This is a genomic window from Mesorhizobium sp. M0816 (assembly GCF_040320005.1).
GTDB lineage: Bacteria > Pseudomonadota > Alphaproteobacteria > Rhizobiales > Rhizobiaceae > Mesorhizobium.
This window is the reverse complement of the sequence record NZ_JAMYOT010000041.1, coordinates 1-18,126: the sequence shown is the minus strand read 5'-3', so window position 1 is coordinate 18,126 and position 18,126 is coordinate 1. Positions and strand designations below refer to the sequence as shown.

Genomic DNA, 18,126 nt, shown 5'->3' with positions numbered 1-18,126 from the left:
GCCCCTATCTTCGCTCCGGTATCGGCTCGGTGCTACGATTCGTCAATTGGCAGAACCTTGTTGCTGGAAAAACCACGCTAACAATGATCAAGCACAAACCATCATTGGCTCTCCACCCAATTGGCGCATCAAGTCCTATCAGTGATGTTCTCTATCTGTTCTAAATCAGAATAATCGTAGGGTCAACGGTACCCGCCGCGCCTAGCCCATTAATCGACTTCCTCCGCGATGTGGCCGCTCATGTTCTGGCATCGAAAGTCTGGTTTCGGGAATCGCAAATGGGTGATGACTCCGATAGGGTCGTCAGACGAATGGCGGCTTCTTGCTGCTGAGCCGAACGCCGACCTTCCACACATGGCCCGACAGTGCCGCAATACTGATCGCGATCCTTCGGCGCGAATGACTTATGGGGCAGAGAGCAAAGACGGTGCTTTCGGGCTCGATGTTCGCGTTATCTGCTTAGAAAGTCGCATAAAAGGCAGTGTGGAATGCACAAAGCAGCAGGAGGAGTGCGGGCCCGTTCATAACGCGTAGGCCCCGCTAACATCGGCTGAGTCCGCAATTCAGCTAATCCGGCCGTGCTTCCGATGCGACAGAGTCCAGGAGCAGGGTAACCTCGACATTGACGCTGGTAATGGCTTGCGAGTGAAGGGGCTGATTGGCCCAATCGGCGATGGAGAACTACCAACGGGTAGTCCTCAACCCGCACCTCATGGATCTTGATCGACGTCCCCGTACGATCCAACAGCAGAAGCAAAGGAGTCATTCCCTCGTCAGATTTGCTCGCGAGGGCGCAACTCGCTGAACATCCACATAGCTGTCAACGCGAACATTGAAGAGTATTCGGCCTCCAGATTTATCGGCGCAGTCGCCTGCTACGGAATCGAAGCTGGCCGCCGGAAAATCTGCAGCTTGGACAATCATCTCGATCAAAACCGTCTCAAGTTGTGGCGTGCTACCCATCCAGCAACGTAGTCGGGAGACTCCCGCATAAATCAAGCAGGCGTCGTGGCGTATCCCCGGAGATCATCGGCACAGGCGGTCGGGAATGAGTTTTCGTGTCGTTACGGGAAGCATTCGAACCAGGCGAGGTTCTACAGCTTGTCTCCGCCCCGAACTCACTCTGGTGTTGGCGCAGGCCCGGCAAGAAGCTCGCCCCTTGCTCGGCCCGACCGCAACCAAGAGCTTCTGCCGGAAATCCCTGCGGAGCACGTTCGCCGCGCAATGTGCGATGCATTTCCTTCACTGCTCGATAAGGTGAGAGGTGACGAACGAAACGTCCTACTGACACTCCACATCGCGCCGGATTCTGATTCAGGGCTCACCATGAGCCGATATGGTCTGACAGACCTTGAATGGTGATCGAGCCGCTGCTACCCAACAAGCCAAGAGGTGTGCCGTGTGTTGATGATCGCCGCGTGCTGAACGGTATCTTCTGGGTGCTGCGCTCCGGTGCGCCATGGCGCGAACTGCCTCAGCGCTATTGCCCGCGCACCACCTGTTGCAACCGCTTCGTCCGATGGCGAAAAGCAGGTGTGTGGCTGCGCAGTAATGAGTCTACGGCCTAACACTACTTTGGCAGATTTTTAGCGGAGAGGGTTCTGCAGCAGTGGGGACAACGGATTGGGGGCGGCTGCGCGAGCGCGGTGAGGATGGCTTGCCTGACGTTGGGGCGGCGGGCCGAGGATTCTTTTTTCCCCCTCCCGCTTGTTTGAGGCGGCGAGATTGCAGGAAGGCGTAGGCGATCATCGTCATCAGCGCGTGCCGGTGCAGGCCCGTCCATGAGCGCCCCTCGAAGTGGTCGAGGCCAAGTTCCTCCTTGAGCTGCTGATGCGCCTGTTCGCAGACCCAGCGCGCCTTGATGGCGCCTGCGATCTGCTTGAGCGAGGTGTCGGCGGGCAAGTTGGAGAGGTAGTATTTGCGCTCGCCGGTCGAGCGGTGCTCGCCGATCACCCAGACCTCCTCGCCAGGCAGATGCTGAGCGCCCATGTCGCGGATGCGCTGGGGTGGGCCATCTGCAACCCGGACACGGACAGCGGCGAAGCGGGCCGAGAGGCGGCCTTTGGTGCCACGTCGCCAACTGACCGTCCGCCATTGGGCTTTTTCCAGCATCGCCTGCGCGGTCATCGACTTCACATCGGGGATATGCCGGCGGCGCGGGCGGCCGTGTCCGGCAACGGGGAAGATCATCGCCACGTCGGCGGCATAGACCTTCTGCTTGAACGGGATACCGACGGCCCAGGTAAGGCCGCGCTCGGTGAGCGCCTGCCGGAAGGGGGCGCTCAAGCCATATCCGGCATCGGCGAGCACGCAGCCAAAGCGTAAGCCGGCTGCGCGAGCCCGGTCGATCTCGGCCAGCGCGATTTCGGGCTTGGTCCTGTAGGCACGATGGTCCTCGGGCACACCGGCACGGTCGAGCCGGGCGGGATCGGAAGTCCAGCTCTCGGGCAGAAACAATCGCAGCCCCACCATGACCGGCACTTCGCCAGAGGCCAGCGTCAGCGACACCAGCGTCTGGCAGTTGGCGTTCTTGCCAAGCGCCGAGGCATATTGCGGCGCGACGCCGACCGAGTGGCGCCCCTTCTTGGGGAGCGCGGTGTCGTCCACGATCAGCCACGCATCGTTCCCGCCAACTTGTTTGTCGGCCTCCGCGAGCAGCACCTTCTCCAGCGGCGCAGCATCCCACACGCCGCTCGCGATGAAGTGGTGCAGCTGGTCATAGTTGACGCCTGCGTCGCGCGCCGCCATCGGTTGGACGCTCTTGCGATCCCCAAGGCCAATCAGCCCAGCAATATAGGCCGGACACATCCGCGCACGCGTCTTGTGCCTCAACGCCGAGACGAACGGCTCAAGCCACCGCTCCAGATCGAGTTGCCAATCCCTGTTCATGGCCGGCCCCTCCAAAAGCCGACCTCTCATGAATCACGCAAAACGGCTCTTGGGAATCCTCGAAACGCTCCCGGAGCTAAAAATCTGCCAAAGTAGTGCTAACCTAAGCTAAGGTTTGCGGAGCCTCACGCCGGCGCCGCCGCCGTTCTCCGGGATGAACTCGACGCCGGCGGCCTAGAGGGCGATGCGCAACGCAGCAACGATTCGCTCTTGCGCTCGCGACTCCCGACCCTCAGTTTGAGCAAACGTAGGTGTGTTCAAACTGCGGGCGCCAAATCTCGACGCTGGTTTTTATCTCGCAGGTCCGGCCAGTTTGAGCGAGGTACTGCAGGGCGAAGGCTTGGTGCGCAGCAACCACCGGATCGAGCTTCACGAGCCCGACTGTTGCGCCACTGATGATCGCCGGAGCGGCAATAGTGCCTGGCGACGGTGTCGTCATGATCTTGCCAAGGTCCGGACGATCGAAGACCCAGAATGAACCGCCAGCGGTCTGGACGACGTGCTTGCGCGCGACAGAAGCGCTGTATGTTTTCAGCAAGTACCCGCTGTTCTGGCAACCGGCAATCACCAGAGCCGCGGCCAAAACCGCGATCATTCTTCCGCCTGCCCATAGCGCTTTCCCCCATCGCCTTTGGATAGAAGTACAGGCTATTTCCCAAGTCGATAGAACGGTTGGGCGTCAGCCGGGACAGGCCCCAAGCGCCTTGCAAATAAGCGAGACCAGTCTGTCGCGCGCCCGCTGGTGGAGAGCATCTTTTGGGCGCCGTGCAAGGAAGTCGTCGAGACTCATCCAGTCGACGGGATTCGTGCCGGCGCCTGGCCGATTGAACTCCACGTAGAGATGCAGCTCTTCAGGCAAGAAGACAACCCGCCATGTTCCGTGGGGGTCGCTGGCAATGCTATGGGCAATAACGGTCATGACGTTCACTCCTGTTGCCCAGCTTCGCCGATCTGCACGCGAGATTTCCATCCCCAGAAATGAGTATTGACTTCCGTCTGCGGATGCCTGCGCCGGCAAGTGGCCCGTGCGATAAGGACGGTTCTCGCTGTTGAGAACCGCAACGCGTTGGCGAGTCCAGTCTGACCGATCAAGCCCGCGCTCTGGACGAGCTCCCATCCTCACAGAATGTTCGCCCACCGGGACAAACGTGACGCAACGGAACGGAGGGTTCACCCGTAAGGTCTTGGGGAGGTTGCGAAAGGAGACCAGCATATGACCTGCGAACGAGACGTCGGCACGTTCGAAGAGCCCGTGACCGTTTTGCTGTCCTCGGGCAAAGTCAGTGTTTCGAGCACCCGCGAAGCCGCCGAAATGCTGCTTTACCGCTGGCCCATTGGAGAAACCGGGCGCCGCATCCAGGCTCGCATGGCGTGCATGAAGGTGCTCGGCGGCGGCAGCGCACCGGAGATAGCGCGCGTGGCATTTCTCAGCGCCGCCAAGGAAGCGAAAATCCTGAACGCTTGACATCTCGTCAACGCGTGCCCACCACTGTCCATCGTGCATCACTCTTGCAGCGGCCGTTACATTTGTGCAAACATCGTGCCTCGATCATGCGGAGACGCCGAATGCTTGCGCGAGAAGGCTGGAGCCGCGGATCTGATTCCCACTCAGAAGTTATCAAACATTCTTCTTGATTTTTCTCGACAGAGGATCATGAATGTTCCCTTGGGTTCTCGCTGAGGTGGGAGGCCTTGTATGAACGTTTGGACGAACTGCCGACCCGACGAAGTGACTGCCAAACACCTTGTTCACGAGCTGATCCTACAAGCCCGTCGCGGCCAAATCATCTCCGTCAAAGAGACTATTGCAGCGGTGCGCCGAGACGGGCCACATCTGGCGGAAACTGACTGCGAGCTGGTGGAGCTTATTGTCAATGTTGCCCCAGCCTTTGGCCTGTTCGTCGGGTTCGATCTTCGCGAATAACCGCCTCCTCAACAGGGCGGACCGTGGCGACACGGTCTCGATCAAAGCTGCACTACGCGAAGCTCGGGAGGCTGCGCCTTGCTTGGTGGCCTCTGACGAAGAACTAACCGAGGCGATCGTCGAGGCAGCAACTGCCATGCCTCTGCGTGGCTTTCGACTGTCGCGAGTAGCTGTCAGCCAACTTCAGTCACTGTGGCATCGCAACGGAAGCGCGCCGTCCTGCGCCATTTTCAATAGCTAGAGGAGTAATCCGCAATTACCTTCGCAACCTGCTCACTCTGCCTGTAGAACGGGAACTGGACTGAGCAAAAGTATTTGCTGGAGGAACTTGATCGGGCCGACAAAGAGTGACCGCATGGCTCTCCACTGGTTCAACCCTCCGGTCCCGGTCAAGTCCGAGCGTCCCGGGATCATCCACAACGTAAACAACGCCGAGACTGCCGGCGAGGAGCTGATGAAGTGGACCAAGCGTGGCCCTTGTGGGACCTCGCGGTGCGCGTTTGCATGGCGGTGATTTTCGACGAGATGGAACCTGAGGAGGCCCGTAAGGCATTCCTGGCGGCTGCAAAAGAGGAGGGGACATTACTCCCCCCAATGAGAACTAGCTAACTTGAAGTGCGGTAAAGGTTCTCTGACCAACACCGCCTTCGCGAAAGGAGCCCGCCGCCGGTGAGGGAGAGGCGACGGACCCCCCACAGCGGCTGCACATCCACGAAGAATCCCGCTGCCACCTCTAAACCCGCGAGGGCCTACATCGTTCCCTTAGCTGCGGCTAAAGCGGGGTTGGTCGGCGGGCTCTTGCCGCTCTAAGTTCCCCCTTATGGGTCCTCTCTGGTTCTCTCCACCGGTCTACGTGAAGACGAAACGTCCGGGCATTCGCAATGGGGTCAGCCACGTCGAGGGAGCCGCCGAGGAACTCATGGCGTGGGACACAAAGGGCCCGAAGTGGACCAAGGCGGTCCAGTCCTGCGTGGATGCGTTCGAGGGCAAATCCTCCCCCCAAGAGGTCCGTGAAGCCTTCGAGGCGGCTGCCAAGGAGGCCAAGATGTATCTCTCCCCTGAGTAGGAGGTATCATGGCAACCCATTGGTTCGTCCCTCCGGTGTTCGTGAAGACCGAAAGCGGCGTCAGGCATGGCTGCAACAATGCGAGGGCAGCCCTTGAGCAGCTCAAGACGTGGACCCGGAGAGGACCTCGCTGGCACAAGGCGGTGACCCTCTGCCTGTCAGATCTGGAGGGCGATCCGATTGACCCCACATAATACGAAAGGCCTTTGAGGCTGCCGAGGTTTGCCGACGATGTCGAAGAAATCGAGCGCCGCTTCCCGGGCCGCGCCCTCCAGAGAGTCCAAATGCCCAAGGTCCGATACCAACTCATATTCGCGAAGGTACTGTTTCCGGTTGGCGAGAAATCCCGCGGCGGATTTGGCATAGTCCTTAAGGCCGGCGTTCGCGCTCCCTGCGAGCTTCGATTCCAGGAAAAAGATTGTCAGGCATCGCATTCAAAAGTGGCGTGGATCCCGTCTAGGCCGTGGACTGGCATGTTGGCGGAGGTTTTAAGCGCCATCTTTGCCGCGACCTGTGCCGCTGAAAGATGGTGCTGAACGACGCAATAGGCGAGCACCTCGCCTAGTTCGCTAGCGCGCGACGGGCTGGTGGCATTGAAGGTGATGAAGACCTCCCGGACAGCCTGATGCACCCGGGCGATCAGTGTGAAATCCTTCTCGATCGCCGCCGTGTACTCAAGCCGCCCCTTTCGCGGCAGGGCGTAGTACATGCACTGGCCCCACAGAAACTCCGCTAGGGCATCGATCTGCGGTTCGTCCTCCTTGAAACGCACATGGAGTAGTGCGGTCCGTGGCCCGTCGTCTTCGCATGGCGCGTCGTGCGCGACGGCGCAGGCGACGTGCGCGCCTAGCTTCGACGGATTGAGGAGGCTAGAAATCGCCTTTTGGATGTCCATGCCGGTGTTGCTGTCCACGAAATAACTTACACTCAGTGATTCGGATTACAGAATCCTAGAGGAGCGCAACAATTGTCGCACTTCAATTCGCGGTATGCTTCCGACCTGCGGCCCGTATCCGCAGGAAACGCGAACCTAAAACGGAGATTTAGACTGCTTCGGGGAAGGTCCGACCGAAAAACCGTGCTAGACGATACAGGTTCAAAATCGTCCAGTTTAGTCTAGATGCATCAGTGGGGGAGCGTAAAACAAGGTGGGGAAAAACATCGTTGTCTGCTGCGACGGTACGGGAAATCAGATCGAGCGCAATCTTTCGAACGTTTTGAAGCTGTTCCGCATCCTGAAGAAGAGCGAGGAACAGCGCGTCTACTACGACGCTGGCATAGGCACGATCGGGGCCAGCGACGCCTGGACCCGCTGGCGACAAAACACCAAATCTGTGTTTGAGCTTGCGACCGGGTATGGGCTCGATGCTGAAATCGCCAGTGCCTACGCATTCATCTGCCGACACTACGCAGAAGGGGACGCAATTTTCCTCTTTGGCTTCAGCCGAGGAGCCTACACAGCTCGAGCTGTTGCGGGCTTGATCCACATGATCGGCCTGCTGCAACCGGATCAGCTCAACATCGTCCAGTATGCCGTGAGCTCTTACAAGCAAGCCAGCGATGAGCACGATCTCAGCGTTGCCTGGCACTTTTCTAAGGTCTCAGGAGCCCGAGACGCTCGCATCAAATTTCTTGGTGTATGGGACACGGTGGCGTCGGTCATCGTGCCGCGACGAGACCGACTTCTGCCACAGCTTCTGACACTGCCGCATACAAGGACCAATCCGAGTGTCGAGGTCTTTCGCCATGCGATTGCGATCGATGAGCATCGTCGCATGTTCCGCCTGAACCGGTGGGTCGAGCCGCAGCCGTTCGTCGAAAATCCTTTCGACAAAACTGCGCCGGCAAACCAGCAAGATATCAGGCAAGTCTGGTTCGCCGGATGTCATTCGGATGTCGGTAGTGGCTATCCTGAAGAGGACAGCGCTATCTCTAAATTTCCGCTCGACTGGATGATTGATGAAGCCACGGCATTTGGATTGCAGATCAATTCTCGGATGCGGGAGCGCCTCGTCTTCGGAACAGGAGAGGGTGAGGGGAAGATGAACTTCGTCAGCCCCAATCCACTTGGGACCGTGCACGATTCAATGACCTGGGGCTGGAAGCCGCTCGAGTGGATTCCAAAATCGGCCAAATGGCGTGAATGGAAGCGAAAATCGGCGCTCGGTTTCTATCTTCCGCAGGCCGAGCCTCGCACGATCGAGCGACTGGAGCCGCGGCCGTTTGTTCATCAGTCGGTTCTGGATCGGAAGGCGGCCATCTCGGCATATAAGCCTGAGAATTTTCCAACGGCATTCGATGTTGAGCCTTATGGTGACCTCATGAAAGATCGGTTGGCTAAAGAAGCCGGCAGCTAGCGCAGGCAGCCGTGATATCTTCAAGTTCACAATTGCAGGGCCGATTCGCAGTCATTCGAGGGGGATGCAGATGGCGAAAAAGAGCAGTCCCGTTAAGAAGGGCGAAAAGGCTGTAGCGGTGAGCCTTTCGCCTGCTGAGACGCGAGATGTCTATGCCTCCCGGCGGTTTCTGGATGGGGCGACGCAAAAGAAGCTCGGCCTCAAGGTTCGCTTCGACACATATTACAAGGATCCCCTTGTCGCGAAGCAGAATCCCGGCCTGGAAATCGATGACGATTTTTATGTGCCTTGGGAGCCGCGCATTGGCGATGGCCCGACAAGCGCGAGGTTCGCTATTGTTGATTACGACAGCACCACAAATACGCTGGAAGAACCGGCGAAATGGAGCGTCGGCGAGAAGGTTTTTCTCGATCCTAAGGGCTGCAAGGTCGATAAAGTTCTGAAAGAAACCGCTCACTTCCGCCAGGTCAGCACCTGGGCAATTTTGCAAAGCACACTTGATTTCTTCGAGAGCCCAAGCGGGCTCGGCCGGCGCATATCCTGGGCGTTCGAAGGCAATCGGCTTCTGGTCACGCCGAATGCCGGTTACGGTGCAAACGCCTACTACGACCGAGAGAGCAAATCACTGCAGTTCTACTATTTTGACGATGACAGCGGTCAGCGCATTCACACCTGCTTGTCCAGCGATATCGTCAATCACGAGTTTGGTCATGCACTGCTGGATGGCATTCGGCCTTATCTTCTGGAAGCGGTCTCGCCGCAGACGGGTGCCTTTCACGAATTCCTTGGTGACCTGACCGCAATCTTGATGACGTTGCGGAACAATTCATTCCGCAAGGAGCTTGCGGTCCGGACCAAGGGCCACTTGAAGACGAAATCCGGCGACGAACTCATCGCATCGGTCGCCACTGAGTTCGGCAACGCCGTGTCAGGACAACCATACCTTCGTAGCGCGGCCAATGATCATTTGCTGGGCAAATACAAGGATGAGATCGAACCTCACGTGCTCTCGGAGGTGATGACCGGAGCCATGTTCGACATCTTCGTTGCGTTGACCGAGCAATATCTCAAGCGAGAGCGCAGCGACGGGGAGACACACACACCGGCTCAATCGTTACAGTATGCCGTCGCTCAGATGCAGATAATTGCTATCCAGGCGCTCGATCTTTTGCCGCCAGTCGAGGTTACGTTCAACGACTATGCGCGGGCTGTCTTACGCAACCTCGCGATCGCAAATCCAACCGACCCCAACAACTATCGCGAGATGATCGCCGATATTTTCGTCCACCGCGAGATCATGACCGCAGAGGAGAGGACCGACTTGCTGGTGCGCGCGCCCTTGTACGATCGGATGCCAGGAACAATTACGCACGACCCGGAGCTCATCGGGAGTTCGCGTGCCGCTGCCTATCGCTATCTCGATGACAACCGCGACAAGCTCTCCATTCCCGACCATATCGACATCATCGTCGATGAGGTCTTCACCTCCGAGAAAATGGTCGGCCCGGGCCTCTTCCAGCCCAAACAGATCATCCTCCAATATCTGTGGCGCGAGGATTTGGCGTTGGTGGGCACGCAGTTTGGCTCCTTTAATGGCAAGACGACCAGTCTCCTCTGTGGCGGGACGATGGTCTTCGACGTAAATGGCAGCCTGCTTTATTGGGCGCGCAAGCCAGGCAGCGAACCCTTTGCCACCGCAAGCGTGGCTATGGAGAAGGTGAAAGCAGGGAAAAAGCTCTTTGGTACCGAGCAGGCAGCCTTAGCTGAACTAGAGGCTGGCAAGCAGCGCAAGCAGGAGTATCTCGACGCGCTGGTCAGGCGCATCGACGAGGGGATGGTTGGTGAGGAACTCGCCGGCCCCGAAGGTCTCGTTGGAAGCCTTACACCGCCGCTGATCGCGCGCGAAGTTGACGGCTCAGTTCGGTTTGAACTCTCGCCGCACTTTCATGTTTACGATGACGATGATTCCAGCCTGGGAGCGCTTAGATGGCAAATGAGCTCCTGATCCGCCTCTACGATGTCGGTCTGGGCGACTGCATTTATGTCCGCATCCCCGGCAAGACCGACAAAAAGGAAGACGCCTTCCATATGCTGATCGACTGCGGCACCTGGAGCGAAGAGAAGTATCTTGCCGCGGCGATGAAACAGCTCGAGAGCGAGTTGCCAGACGCACAGGACGGAAAAAAGCGGCTCGATCTTGTCGTTGTCACGCATGAACACAAGGATCACATAGCGGGCTTCGATCCCAAGCTATTCGGTAACATGAAGGTCGGCGCGGTTTGGATGAATTGCGCAATGGATCCCAAACATCCGCAGGCGGGAAAGACCCGCAAGATTAGAGGGGTCGCTGAGCAGGCCATGCGGGGGCTTGCAGCACTTGGCCCCAGTCTCAGCCCTCGCGCAAGCGAGCTCTTGTCAGTTTTCCAGATCGACAACAAAGGCGCCATGCAGACCTTGCGCAAGACGCTGCTCGATGGCGGGGAGCCGACCTATGTCCACGCCGGCGAAACCAATGAAACGCATGGCATTAAACTCCATAAGACGAAAATCAACATCCTTGGCCCGGAGGCTGATTTCGATCGTTTCTATCTCGGCGCGACCGCTCAGCGAACATTAAAGGGCGTGCTGGGAGCGGCCGCATTCGACGCGGAAAAAGAGTTCGATGTCACAGAAGAAGCGCAAGAGCCACCTTTGCCACGCAATATCAGCCCAGCCTCTTTTCGTGCCCTTCGCGCCCGCATGCAGTCGAACGCACTGGCATTCGCGGAACTGGATGGCACGCTGAAAAACAACTCCAGCATTGTGTTGCTGATCGAATGGAACAAGAAGCGCTTGCTGTTTGTCGGCGACGCCGAATGGCATGGCGACTTCAAAGAGAGCAAGATGAACGGCTCGTGGAATGTGATGTGGAACGAGCGCCAAGATCTGCTCGGCAAAGCGGTCGATTTCCTCAAGATAGGCCATCATGGTAGTGAAAACAGCACACCTTGGGACATGGGCAAAGGAAAGCCCAGCGAAGCGACTGCGATCCTGGATACAATCCTGCCGGTACCGGCGGCCGGCCAGCAGTCGAAAGCAATAGCGGTTGTGTCGACCGAACGTGGGAAATATCGCACGATTCCGCGCGGGCTGCTGATGACGGAAATCGCGCGGCGCGTTGGCGATACGCGGATCTACAAGGCTGATCTCAAAGATTTCAAACCGAAGGACCCAGTTGACTTTGACACATATGAACGGGAATGGCTCGATAAAGCCCAGCCCCTACGCACCGACTTCGAACGAATTAGGGAGGGAAAGGGCTTTATTGATGTGGCCTTCAGCTGAATGCAACTCCAGCATCTCAGTGGGGTAAGTCACACAGCAAAACGCATGTTTGAGGCGACGATGGACATGAGGAAGGTCGATGTTGCCGCAATCGAGGCAGTTAGCGCGACTGACGGTCCCCGGTGAGCAGCCCAGCGAAAGCCACGAGGCCAAAGCCACGCGGATATTCAATAATCAGTAGCGCACGCTGTTTGTATTTTGCCTCCCATCCCCTTACCATTACAGTTTGGGGGGATGCATGTCCAAGAGTCGATCTTTTTCAATCTATCTGCTCAAGCCGGGGTTCGACCAAGCAAATGCGCTTGTCGACGACCATCCGCTGGATGCAGAGGTCCAAGCTGGCTTCCTGCCCGAGGGGGCCACACTTTTCGTGCTCGACAGTGACCCGCGGCCACCTTGGTGGAGGGGCTATTTCGGCGTCCAGAAGAATCTCGACCAAGTGAGCAAGGGTGCACTCGTTTTTCTTCCGATTGGCGGCAGGTGCTTCGCGCTATCGTTCGGACATGTAGCACACAATCTCAGGGATACGAGCTACGAGTATGACTTCGGCCTGCGTGTCACGCTCAACAGCCTCGATCCGAAAAAGCTGAAAAGCACGGACACGCTCGAGCCGAGCGCGGCAAAGCGCCAGCGTACGCAGCTGCCGATCGAGTCAGAGCTGACACTTTTCGACTTCGATCGCGACAGCACCATCCTGCGGAGCCTTACCGGCAAAGTGCGAGACGAACACAAGGAACTATTTCGCCATGCTACCGGTGCCAGCAATCTGCGCATCAGCACCGACACTCTCGCTGAGGGTCTTGCTCAGCTCTGCGAGAAGCTGCTGGAGCTATACGGCGCCGAGCAGTTCAAAGTATCATTTCCAGGTATACAGAACATCGTGCCAGTGAAGGATCCGGCAACACTCGTTGCTCTGAACGAACAGTTGTTGGCGGCTCTACATGCCAAGGACCCGGACCTAAACCTCACGGTCCCGGAGATTATAAACTACAGCGACAACGTGTTCGTCGCCTTCTCTGGCACTGGCCCCAGCCTCATATATGACGACGTGTATATCGGGCGCTACTATGACTACCTCGCCAGCAGGAGTTTCGAACTGGCCGACGTGGGTCTTAATGACCTGTCTCACCACAGCCTCGTCCTCACGGATGAGGACGGGGCCTCGCGAGACAGGTACAGCATTCTCAAGAGCCTTGTGTTCGATACAACGCTCGCGATTGCGGGTGGCTCAACGTTCCACTTCTCGGAAGGACAATGGTACCGCGTCGACAACAATTACATTACCCGCCTCACCACCTATCTCGATCCGCTCTACATCGCCGCAAATCTTCCCGCCTATACGCAGTCGAGCGAAGGTGCGTACAATCTGGCCGTTGCCCAGGCCCAGGCCGGAATTGCGTGCCTCGACAAAACGAACATCGCTCCTGAAGGCCAGACGCAGGTGGAACCATGCGACCTGCTGGCAGTCCAGAACGGAAGTGCGGTATTCTATCATGTTAAGATTTCGACGCTCTCGGCTCAGCTCAGCCACCTTTTCAATCAAGGGATCAACGCGATTGAGCTTCTTCGGCTGGATACCGAAGCGGTCGCAAGGTTGGCGGTGCTCCTTACGGCAGCGCTGGATGCCGAGGGGTCAGAAAACGCAATGGCTCTCCTAGCCGATGGCAAGTGCCATATTCAGTTTGTCATTGTTACCCGAAAGGACCCGGCAAACCGGTCGCTCAATCTGCCTCTCTTTTCCCGCATCAGCATGATGAGAACTATGAAGGCTCTTCATGTGCGGGGCATAGAGCGCAGCTACACCTTCGTATCCGACAACTCGGCCGACGCGGAAGGAATGAAAAAGAAGCGTAAGAAAAAGGCCGCAGCGAATGCGGAAGCTGTTGTAGAACCCGCATAAGTCCAGCATCTGGTAGGCTAGGAAGTTTCAGCGGAAATAGGCTGCTGCCCGACGCGGGATGCTAGTCTATCGGCCGTCTCGCTGCGCCATCTCGAGAGCCTCGCCGACACTGTGCGCCTCGTTGCGATATGGTTTCGTCCTTCTAGCGATATCGTCGAAATCCCGGCGTTCCTGCGACTGACGGGTGGGACGGTCACTCCAGCGTGCCACGATCTCATCGAGGTCAGCAAAAGATAACTCGTTGCGCCGCTTCCTATCCCAGCGCAGTTTGCCCTTCTCATCTCGGTACGGTACTGAAATACGTTTGCCGAGGCGATAGTGGCCAAACATGTCAGGGCCGGTGCTGGTCGCGCTATTTTTAGCGCGACAGTTGTTTCGAACCAGCGCCCTGAGACCCAGGTCGTTGATGTGATCCTGAACATTCGCAATGCGCTCGGGGTACCGGGTTACAATCGTGCTAATAGTCTTGTCGACCGAGAACCGTCCCTCGCGTGACGATTCCTCAATCAACTCTTCAAGGAAGGAATGAAATTCTTTTAACTCCAAATTGCTCATTCGTCTGCTCCGCCAGCTTTGGGTAACTGATATGCGTGATGATTTCGGAACAAGTCAAGAACGGATGACGCTTGTCTACAGCTCAGAATGGGGAATGAATCGAGCGCATACTAACCCTTTAACATTCACACTGGAAAACAGGCCTAAGACGGGATGGAACGCTTGGAATAGATTCGCTCGGTAGCGGAATGCGACATTACTATTCGGAGGAATTTAGGGAGCCGAGGCTAGGGCGTTGATTTCGCCCTCCAGCATTTGAATCCGGGCAAGGATTTCGTCGAATGCTAATGGCTTCTCGTCGAACATCATCGGAGACATGTCGCGATAGAAGCACGGAGGTCTCTCTGCCTGGCCTCAGAGGGCATCAGTCGTAACGTGCCGGGCCGGGCGGTATCGTAGTTAGCCCACCCCGAGCGGAAAAATACTGCTTTGTGCCTCGCCACCTGCTCGAGGAGGTCGAAGTTGGTCGCTGCGGCCTTCCCATCCGCAGTTTCTAGGAGCATCGCGATATCATAGTAGTGCCGCGAGAAGTATTGCGGAGTCGGAATTTCATCCGGCCGGTGTGCCTCCGCATGAAGTGCAGTGGCCTTTTCCCAGAATGTGCGTCGTGCCGACAGCACGGTTACGGTGCAGTCTGGATCGTCGAAGAAATCCGGAAAGTCGTCGGCCGCATATGGGCGAATGGTCCGCTGTTCGGCCATGGATCGCCTCGGGCGCCGAATTCTAGCTTCACCCGAGGTGTGATGTAAGTCATGCCTGCGTACTCTCCCGCCGACAGGGCAGTCGGGCAGTGAAAGTTAACGGTCTGGGGGTCGTTACCGTCGATTCCCAGTGACCATCCACCATCATCTGGAATGCCGAGGTGCGAGGGCGATGGCGTCTTGAAGTGGCGGCAAAACTGAATCCGCGATGTACCTTTCGGTATCGGCTACGAGGGCATCGATGAGTTTGCCCGCAGCTTTTCGACTAAGGCCTTCTTTCTCGGGATCGCGCTCACCAGTGTAACCAAGGTCAGTCCGATCGAAGGAGAGGTGTAAAGGCTTTCGACAGCGACGTCCCGCCTTTGAACACGAGGGCGGGTGCGTTTTCTTTTTGTAACTCGACGAGCCGCTTCAGCGTCCAGCAGACCCAGAAGTCTTTCTCGATGATGGTGTTGTCGACGCCACGCGCCGCGCCTGCCTGGCCGAACAGCGCGGAGCGATCGGAGCGGTTTGAAACAGCAACCTTATCCATCAGCCGGCCCGGACGCGCCTAGAGCGATAGACATAAGCGTTGGCCTCATCCAAGCTGGGGCTTGTACGGCACTATTAGGAAGCACCTTCTTGTCGCCGGCAGATAGACTGCGGGCAGCCACATGAGCGATATCGATGGCGCGGGAGGGACCAAGATGCCGCAGGGCCTGGACAATGGTCCCGACTGGGCTACCCGGCGCGATCAGATGCTTCGGGGAAGCGTGACGCAAATCGACGGTTCGCTTGTCAAGCACAACACGCCTGGCGGGGCCGTCGGTGAGATAAATGCTCTTGGCTGCCACCTGCGTGGATAGGCCAAGGGCATTTGCTGCCCGGGCTCCAGTGATCTGTGCCTGCGATCCAGTCTCACCGGCGAGTGCTTGAGCTACGTCGTCTGGCGCCGGTGATAGCGGACCAAGCTTTGCGTGCACTTTGGGGAAATCGTAAAGGCCGCGGGCCAGGCGTCGAAGCTTGCCGCCTTGGACCAGACGCGACAAAGCCTGATCGACTGCCGCACGGCCAGCAATGTCGAGAAAATCACTGGGCGTGAAAACAATGCCGCGGCCGCTGGCGTGCGCGCGCTTCATAATCTGATCTGACGCTGATGGTGCCCTCGCTTTCATACTCTATTTTTCTGACAATCAAGGGCCGTGTTTGGCGCCGTATGACGCTCGCGAGGGCAATGATGGAAAGCGTAGATCCGCTGGATTTCATAGAGAGCTGGGCAGCCCCGGAAGAGAGGCACGTTCAAAATTCATCTAGGCCGTGAAGGCCCGCGGGGCTTCGGCGCGGTCTAACCGGCCCCAAGCCCCAAGCCAGCAGCGGACTCACATCGAAGTGGGAGTGGCCCCTGACCATTTTCGGAGGGAACCGGTACGTAGCGCGATCGTGGATGCGCTGATTCAGCACAGGCGGGCGGCATCCTTGGAGCGGCTGCAGGCGGTCGTGGATGCCCGCAACAAGGCGTGCCTGGCCCTGCTAGGCTTGCGCGGTTTCCCCGAGTTGGAGCCGACTCCGACGCCGGGCCTCGTTGCGTTGGTGCAGGACGCCGGAAAGTAAAACCCGGCCGCTCGAATGTAAGCGCCAAGCTGACCCCATCTGGCGCGGCTTGAGGTGATGAGCGAGACATACTGACACTGAAGCAAGGAGCCGAGGAGCTTGCAGTGTCAATTTCTATGTCTGCGCCTATGCCTGATGATAGAAGTTTCCATGTTCTTGAAGCGGTTGCCAACCGACTGGAGGCAAGCCCGCAGCGTCCGCGGCGGCGCTGGTCGGCGGAAGCGAAGTCGCGGCTGATCGAGGCGACACTGAAGCCGGGCGCGAATGTATCGGCCATTGCCAGACAAGCGGGGATGGCGCCGGCCCAGCTGTTCGGCTGGCGGAGCAAGGCGATCAAGAGCGGTGCGGTCACGCCACACAGGGATGCGGAGCGGCTCGGCTTTGTCGAGGTCACGCCGACAGCGTCTGCGTCGGTGGAGATCGAGCTGGGTGGCGTGGTCATTCGCGCCGGTGCCGATATCAATGAGGAGCAGCTGGTGCGGATTATCCGGGCGGTTCGCCAGGCATGATCCCGGCTGGCGTGAAGGTGTTGGTCGCCAGTCATCCAGTCGATTTTAGAAAAGGTCCCGACGGCCTTTTGGCACTGGTGCGCGATGCCGGCTCGGATCCATTCAACGGCGCACTTTATGTATTCCGCGCCAAAAGAGCGGACAGGATCAAGATAGTCTGGTGGGACGGCAGCGGCGTGTGTCTTTATGCCAAGCGGCTGGATGAGGCGAAGTTCTGCTGGCCGCGGATCGGCCACCACCGGGTCCAGCTCAATCATGCTCAGCTCATGGCTCTGGTTGACGGAATGGACTGGAACGGGTTCGAACGGAGACCGTCAGGCGGCCGCAATCGGTTGGGTAAAACCCTGCGGCATGATGAATCAGGGAGCTGAAAACGCGGGAAAATTGCCCGCGAATATGCTCTGATTTTGGCCATGTCGGCACCCGATCTCGCGCTCCCGGACGACGTTGACGCGCTCAAGGCGATGGTTGTTGCCATGGCCGAAAAAGCCGCCGGTCTGGAAGAGCGTAATGCCGATCTCGAAGCCCACAATACGCATCTCGAGTTGGTCAACAAGAGCGCCGAGGAGCGGATCGCACGACTGACGGCGGTGGTGAAGATGCTGGAGCGGTCGCGCTTCGGCAGCCGCTCCGAAAGGTTGCGGGCCGGTGCGCTGAGCGAGGAGCAGTACGCTCTGGTCTTCGACGAGATCGAAACCGGCGTGGCGGCCATCCAAGCGCAGATGGAGAAGTCTGCGGGCGGCTCGAAAGCGAAGCGCGCCCCGCGCCCTCGCAAAGGCTTTGCGGCCCATCTCGAACGGATCGAGGTGGTCATCGAGCCCGAGACGCCTGCTGGCTGCGAAGCGCTGGAAAAGATCCTGATCGGCGAGGACGTCTCCGAACGGCTCGATGTCACCCCGGCGAAGTTCCGGGTGATCGTCACGCGTCGCCCCAAATATGCCTACAAGGGCTGGGACGGCGTCATCCAGGCAGCCGCGCCCGCCCGCATCATCGAAAGCGGCATTCCGACCGAAGCGCTGCTGGCGCAGATCGCGGTGTCGAAATACGCCGATGGCCTGCCGCTCTACCGCCAGGAAGCGATCTATGCCCGCGATCAGGTCGAGATCGACCGGTCACAGATGGCGCAGTGGATGGGCAAGCTCGGCTTCGAGCTCGAGCCGCTCGCCGATTACGCACTGACCCGCATCAAGCAGGGTGAGCGGGTCTTTGCCGATGAGACCACGCTGCCAACGCTGGCGCCGGGATCTGGCAAGGCCAAGACGGCCTACCTCTGGACCTATGTCCGCGATGATCGGCCCTTTGGCGGCAGTG

At 58.3% G+C, this 18,126-nt stretch carries 19 protein-coding genes and 3 pseudogenes; 14 read left to right on the top strand and 8 right to left on the bottom strand.

Going from position 1 to position 18,126, the window contains the following annotated elements:
• Positions 1-1,064: 1,064 nt before the first annotated feature.
• Together NKI17_RS33080 and NKI17_RS33075 are read left to right on the top strand one after the other, a co-directional pair.
• Positions 1,065-1,293: pseudogene (locus tag NKI17_RS33080) on the top strand (aminoglycoside adenylyltransferase domain-containing protein); the annotation flags it as partial.
• 33 nt (positions 1,294-1,326) lie between these two features.
• Positions 1,327-1,559, top strand: a pseudogene (locus NKI17_RS33075) (transposase); the annotation flags it as partial.
• Here NKI17_RS33075 and NKI17_RS33070 read toward each other — a convergent pair.
• The 3 genes and pseudogenes from NKI17_RS33070 to NKI17_RS33060 all read right to left on the bottom strand — a co-directional run bounded on the left by NKI17_RS33070 (position 1,558) and on the right by NKI17_RS33060 (position 3,808).
• Positions 1,558-2,926 (bottom strand): annotated as a pseudogene (locus NKI17_RS33070) (IS701 family transposase). The pseudogenes NKI17_RS33075 and NKI17_RS33070 sit on opposite strands and share 2 nt — an antisense overlap.
• Positions 2,927-3,121: 195 nt before the next feature.
• Positions 3,122-3,484 carry a hypothetical protein gene (locus NKI17_RS33065; RefSeq protein WP_352907484.1) on the bottom strand — a complete coding sequence of 121 codons (363 nt, stop codon included), beginning with the start codon at positions 3,482-3,484 and terminating at the stop codon, positions 3,122-3,124.
• Positions 3,485-3,568: 84 nt separating this feature from the next.
• Positions 3,569-3,808: a hypothetical protein gene (locus NKI17_RS33060; RefSeq protein ID WP_352579441.1), complete on the bottom strand. Its 240-nt coding sequence runs from the start codon at positions 3,806-3,808 to the stop codon at positions 3,569-3,571.
• Between the two features lie 333 nt (positions 3,809-4,141).
• Between NKI17_RS33060 and NKI17_RS33055 the strand changes: the two genes are divergently transcribed.
• The 5 genes from NKI17_RS33055 to NKI17_RS33035 all read left to right on the top strand — a co-directional run bounded on the left by NKI17_RS33055 (position 4,142) and on the right by NKI17_RS33035 (position 6,073).
• Positions 4,142-4,354 (top strand): DUF982 domain-containing protein, encoded by a 213-nt coding sequence (locus NKI17_RS33055; protein WP_352517489.1) that lies wholly within the window; start codon positions 4,142-4,144, stop codon positions 4,352-4,354.
• A 231-nt stretch (positions 4,355-4,585) separates the two neighbouring features.
• Positions 4,586-4,813: a hypothetical protein gene (locus NKI17_RS33050; RefSeq protein ID WP_352624850.1), complete on the top strand. Its 228-nt coding sequence runs from the start codon at positions 4,586-4,588 to the stop codon at positions 4,811-4,813.
• Between the two features lie 459 nt (positions 4,814-5,272).
• Entirely contained in the window at positions 5,273-5,422 is a 150-nt protein-coding gene (locus NKI17_RS33045; protein ID WP_502894691.1) for a DUF982 domain-containing protein, read from the top strand.
• A gap of 244 nt (positions 5,423-5,666) precedes the next feature.
• Positions 5,667-5,879, top strand: a complete 213-nt coding sequence (locus NKI17_RS33040) for a DUF982 domain-containing protein (protein WP_352907483.1) — start codon at positions 5,667-5,669, stop codon at positions 5,877-5,879.
• Positions 5,880-5,887: 8 nt separating this feature from the next.
• The gene (locus NKI17_RS33035; RefSeq protein ID WP_352624846.1) at positions 5,888-6,073 is read left to right on the top strand and encodes a hypothetical protein; all 186 of its coding nucleotides are present in this window, start codon (positions 5,888-5,890) and stop codon (positions 6,071-6,073) included.
• Between the two features lie 227 nt (positions 6,074-6,300).
• Here the strand turns inward: NKI17_RS33035 and NKI17_RS33030 are convergent, their stop codons facing one another.
• Positions 6,301-6,792: a Hachiman antiphage defense system protein HamA gene (locus NKI17_RS33030; RefSeq protein WP_352624844.1), complete on the bottom strand. Its 492-nt coding sequence runs from the start codon at positions 6,790-6,792 to the stop codon at positions 6,301-6,303.
• Positions 6,793-7,027: 235 nt separating this feature from the next.
• Here NKI17_RS33030 and NKI17_RS33025 point away from each other — a divergent pair, with 235 nt between their 5' ends.
• The 4 genes from NKI17_RS33025 (at position 7,028) to NKI17_RS33010 (ending at position 13,460) form a co-directional block, all read left to right on the top strand.
• Positions 7,028-8,236, top strand: coding sequence for a T6SS phospholipase effector Tle1-like catalytic domain-containing protein (locus NKI17_RS33025; protein WP_352531003.1), 1,209 nt, complete (start codon positions 7,028-7,030; stop codon positions 8,234-8,236).
• A 70-nt stretch (positions 8,237-8,306) separates the two neighbouring features.
• The gene (locus NKI17_RS33020; protein ID WP_352624843.1) at positions 8,307-10,241 is read left to right on the top strand and encodes a gluzincin family metallopeptidase; all 1,935 of its coding nucleotides are present in this window, start codon (positions 8,307-8,309) and stop codon (positions 10,239-10,241) included.
• Positions 10,223-11,560 (top strand): ComEC/Rec2 family competence protein, encoded by a 1,338-nt coding sequence (locus NKI17_RS33015; RefSeq protein WP_352624841.1) that lies wholly within the window; start codon positions 10,223-10,225, stop codon positions 11,558-11,560. Before NKI17_RS33020 ends, NKI17_RS33015 begins: the two co-directional genes overlap by 19 nt.
• Positions 11,561-11,798: 238 nt before the next feature.
• Positions 11,799-13,460: a DUF6119 family protein gene (locus NKI17_RS33010; RefSeq protein ID WP_352530997.1), complete on the top strand. Its 1,662-nt coding sequence runs from the start codon at positions 11,799-11,801 to the stop codon at positions 13,458-13,460.
• Between the two features lie 66 nt (positions 13,461-13,526).
• Here NKI17_RS33010 and NKI17_RS33005 read toward each other — a convergent pair whose 3' ends face one another.
• From NKI17_RS33005 to NKI17_RS32995, 4 genes are all read right to left on the bottom strand, one after another.
• The gene (locus NKI17_RS33005) at positions 13,527-14,015 is read right to left on the bottom strand and encodes a hypothetical protein (protein WP_352624839.1); all 489 of its coding nucleotides are present in this window, start codon (positions 14,013-14,015) and stop codon (positions 13,527-13,529) included.
• A 305-nt stretch (positions 14,016-14,320) separates the two neighbouring features.
• Positions 14,321-14,716 (bottom strand): nucleotidyl transferase AbiEii/AbiGii toxin family protein, encoded by a 396-nt coding sequence (locus NKI17_RS37195; protein ID WP_352893106.1) that lies wholly within the window; start codon positions 14,714-14,716, stop codon positions 14,321-14,323.
• Between the two features lie 310 nt (positions 14,717-15,026).
• A complete protein-coding gene (locus tag NKI17_RS37190) occupies positions 15,027-15,248 on the bottom strand; it encodes a hypothetical protein (RefSeq protein ID WP_502894689.1) in 222 nt (73 codons plus the stop codon).
• On the bottom strand, positions 15,241-15,834 hold the full coding sequence (locus NKI17_RS32995; RefSeq protein ID WP_352624837.1) for a DUF6088 family protein: 594 nt from the start codon (positions 15,832-15,834) through the stop codon (positions 15,241-15,243). Before NKI17_RS32995 ends, NKI17_RS37190 begins: the two co-directional genes overlap by 8 nt.
• A 600-nt stretch (positions 15,835-16,434) precedes the next feature.
• On the opposite strand from NKI17_RS32995, the gene NKI17_RS32990 reads away from it, so the two are divergent.
• The 3 genes from NKI17_RS32990 to NKI17_RS32980 all read left to right on the top strand — a co-directional run.
• Positions 16,435-16,815, top strand: coding sequence for a transposase (locus NKI17_RS32990; RefSeq protein WP_245274633.1), 381 nt, complete (start codon positions 16,435-16,437; stop codon positions 16,813-16,815).
• Positions 16,812-17,186, top strand: a complete 375-nt coding sequence (gene tnpB / locus NKI17_RS32985) for an IS66 family insertion sequence element accessory protein TnpB (RefSeq protein ID WP_352798673.1) — start codon at positions 16,812-16,814, stop codon at positions 17,184-17,186. Before NKI17_RS32990 ends, tnpB begins: the two co-directional genes overlap by 4 nt.
• 42 nt (positions 17,187-17,228) lie before the next feature.
• Positions 17,229-18,126 (top strand): IS66 family transposase (locus NKI17_RS32980; RefSeq protein ID WP_352907482.1); only part of this gene is annotated, 898 nt, incomplete at its 3' end.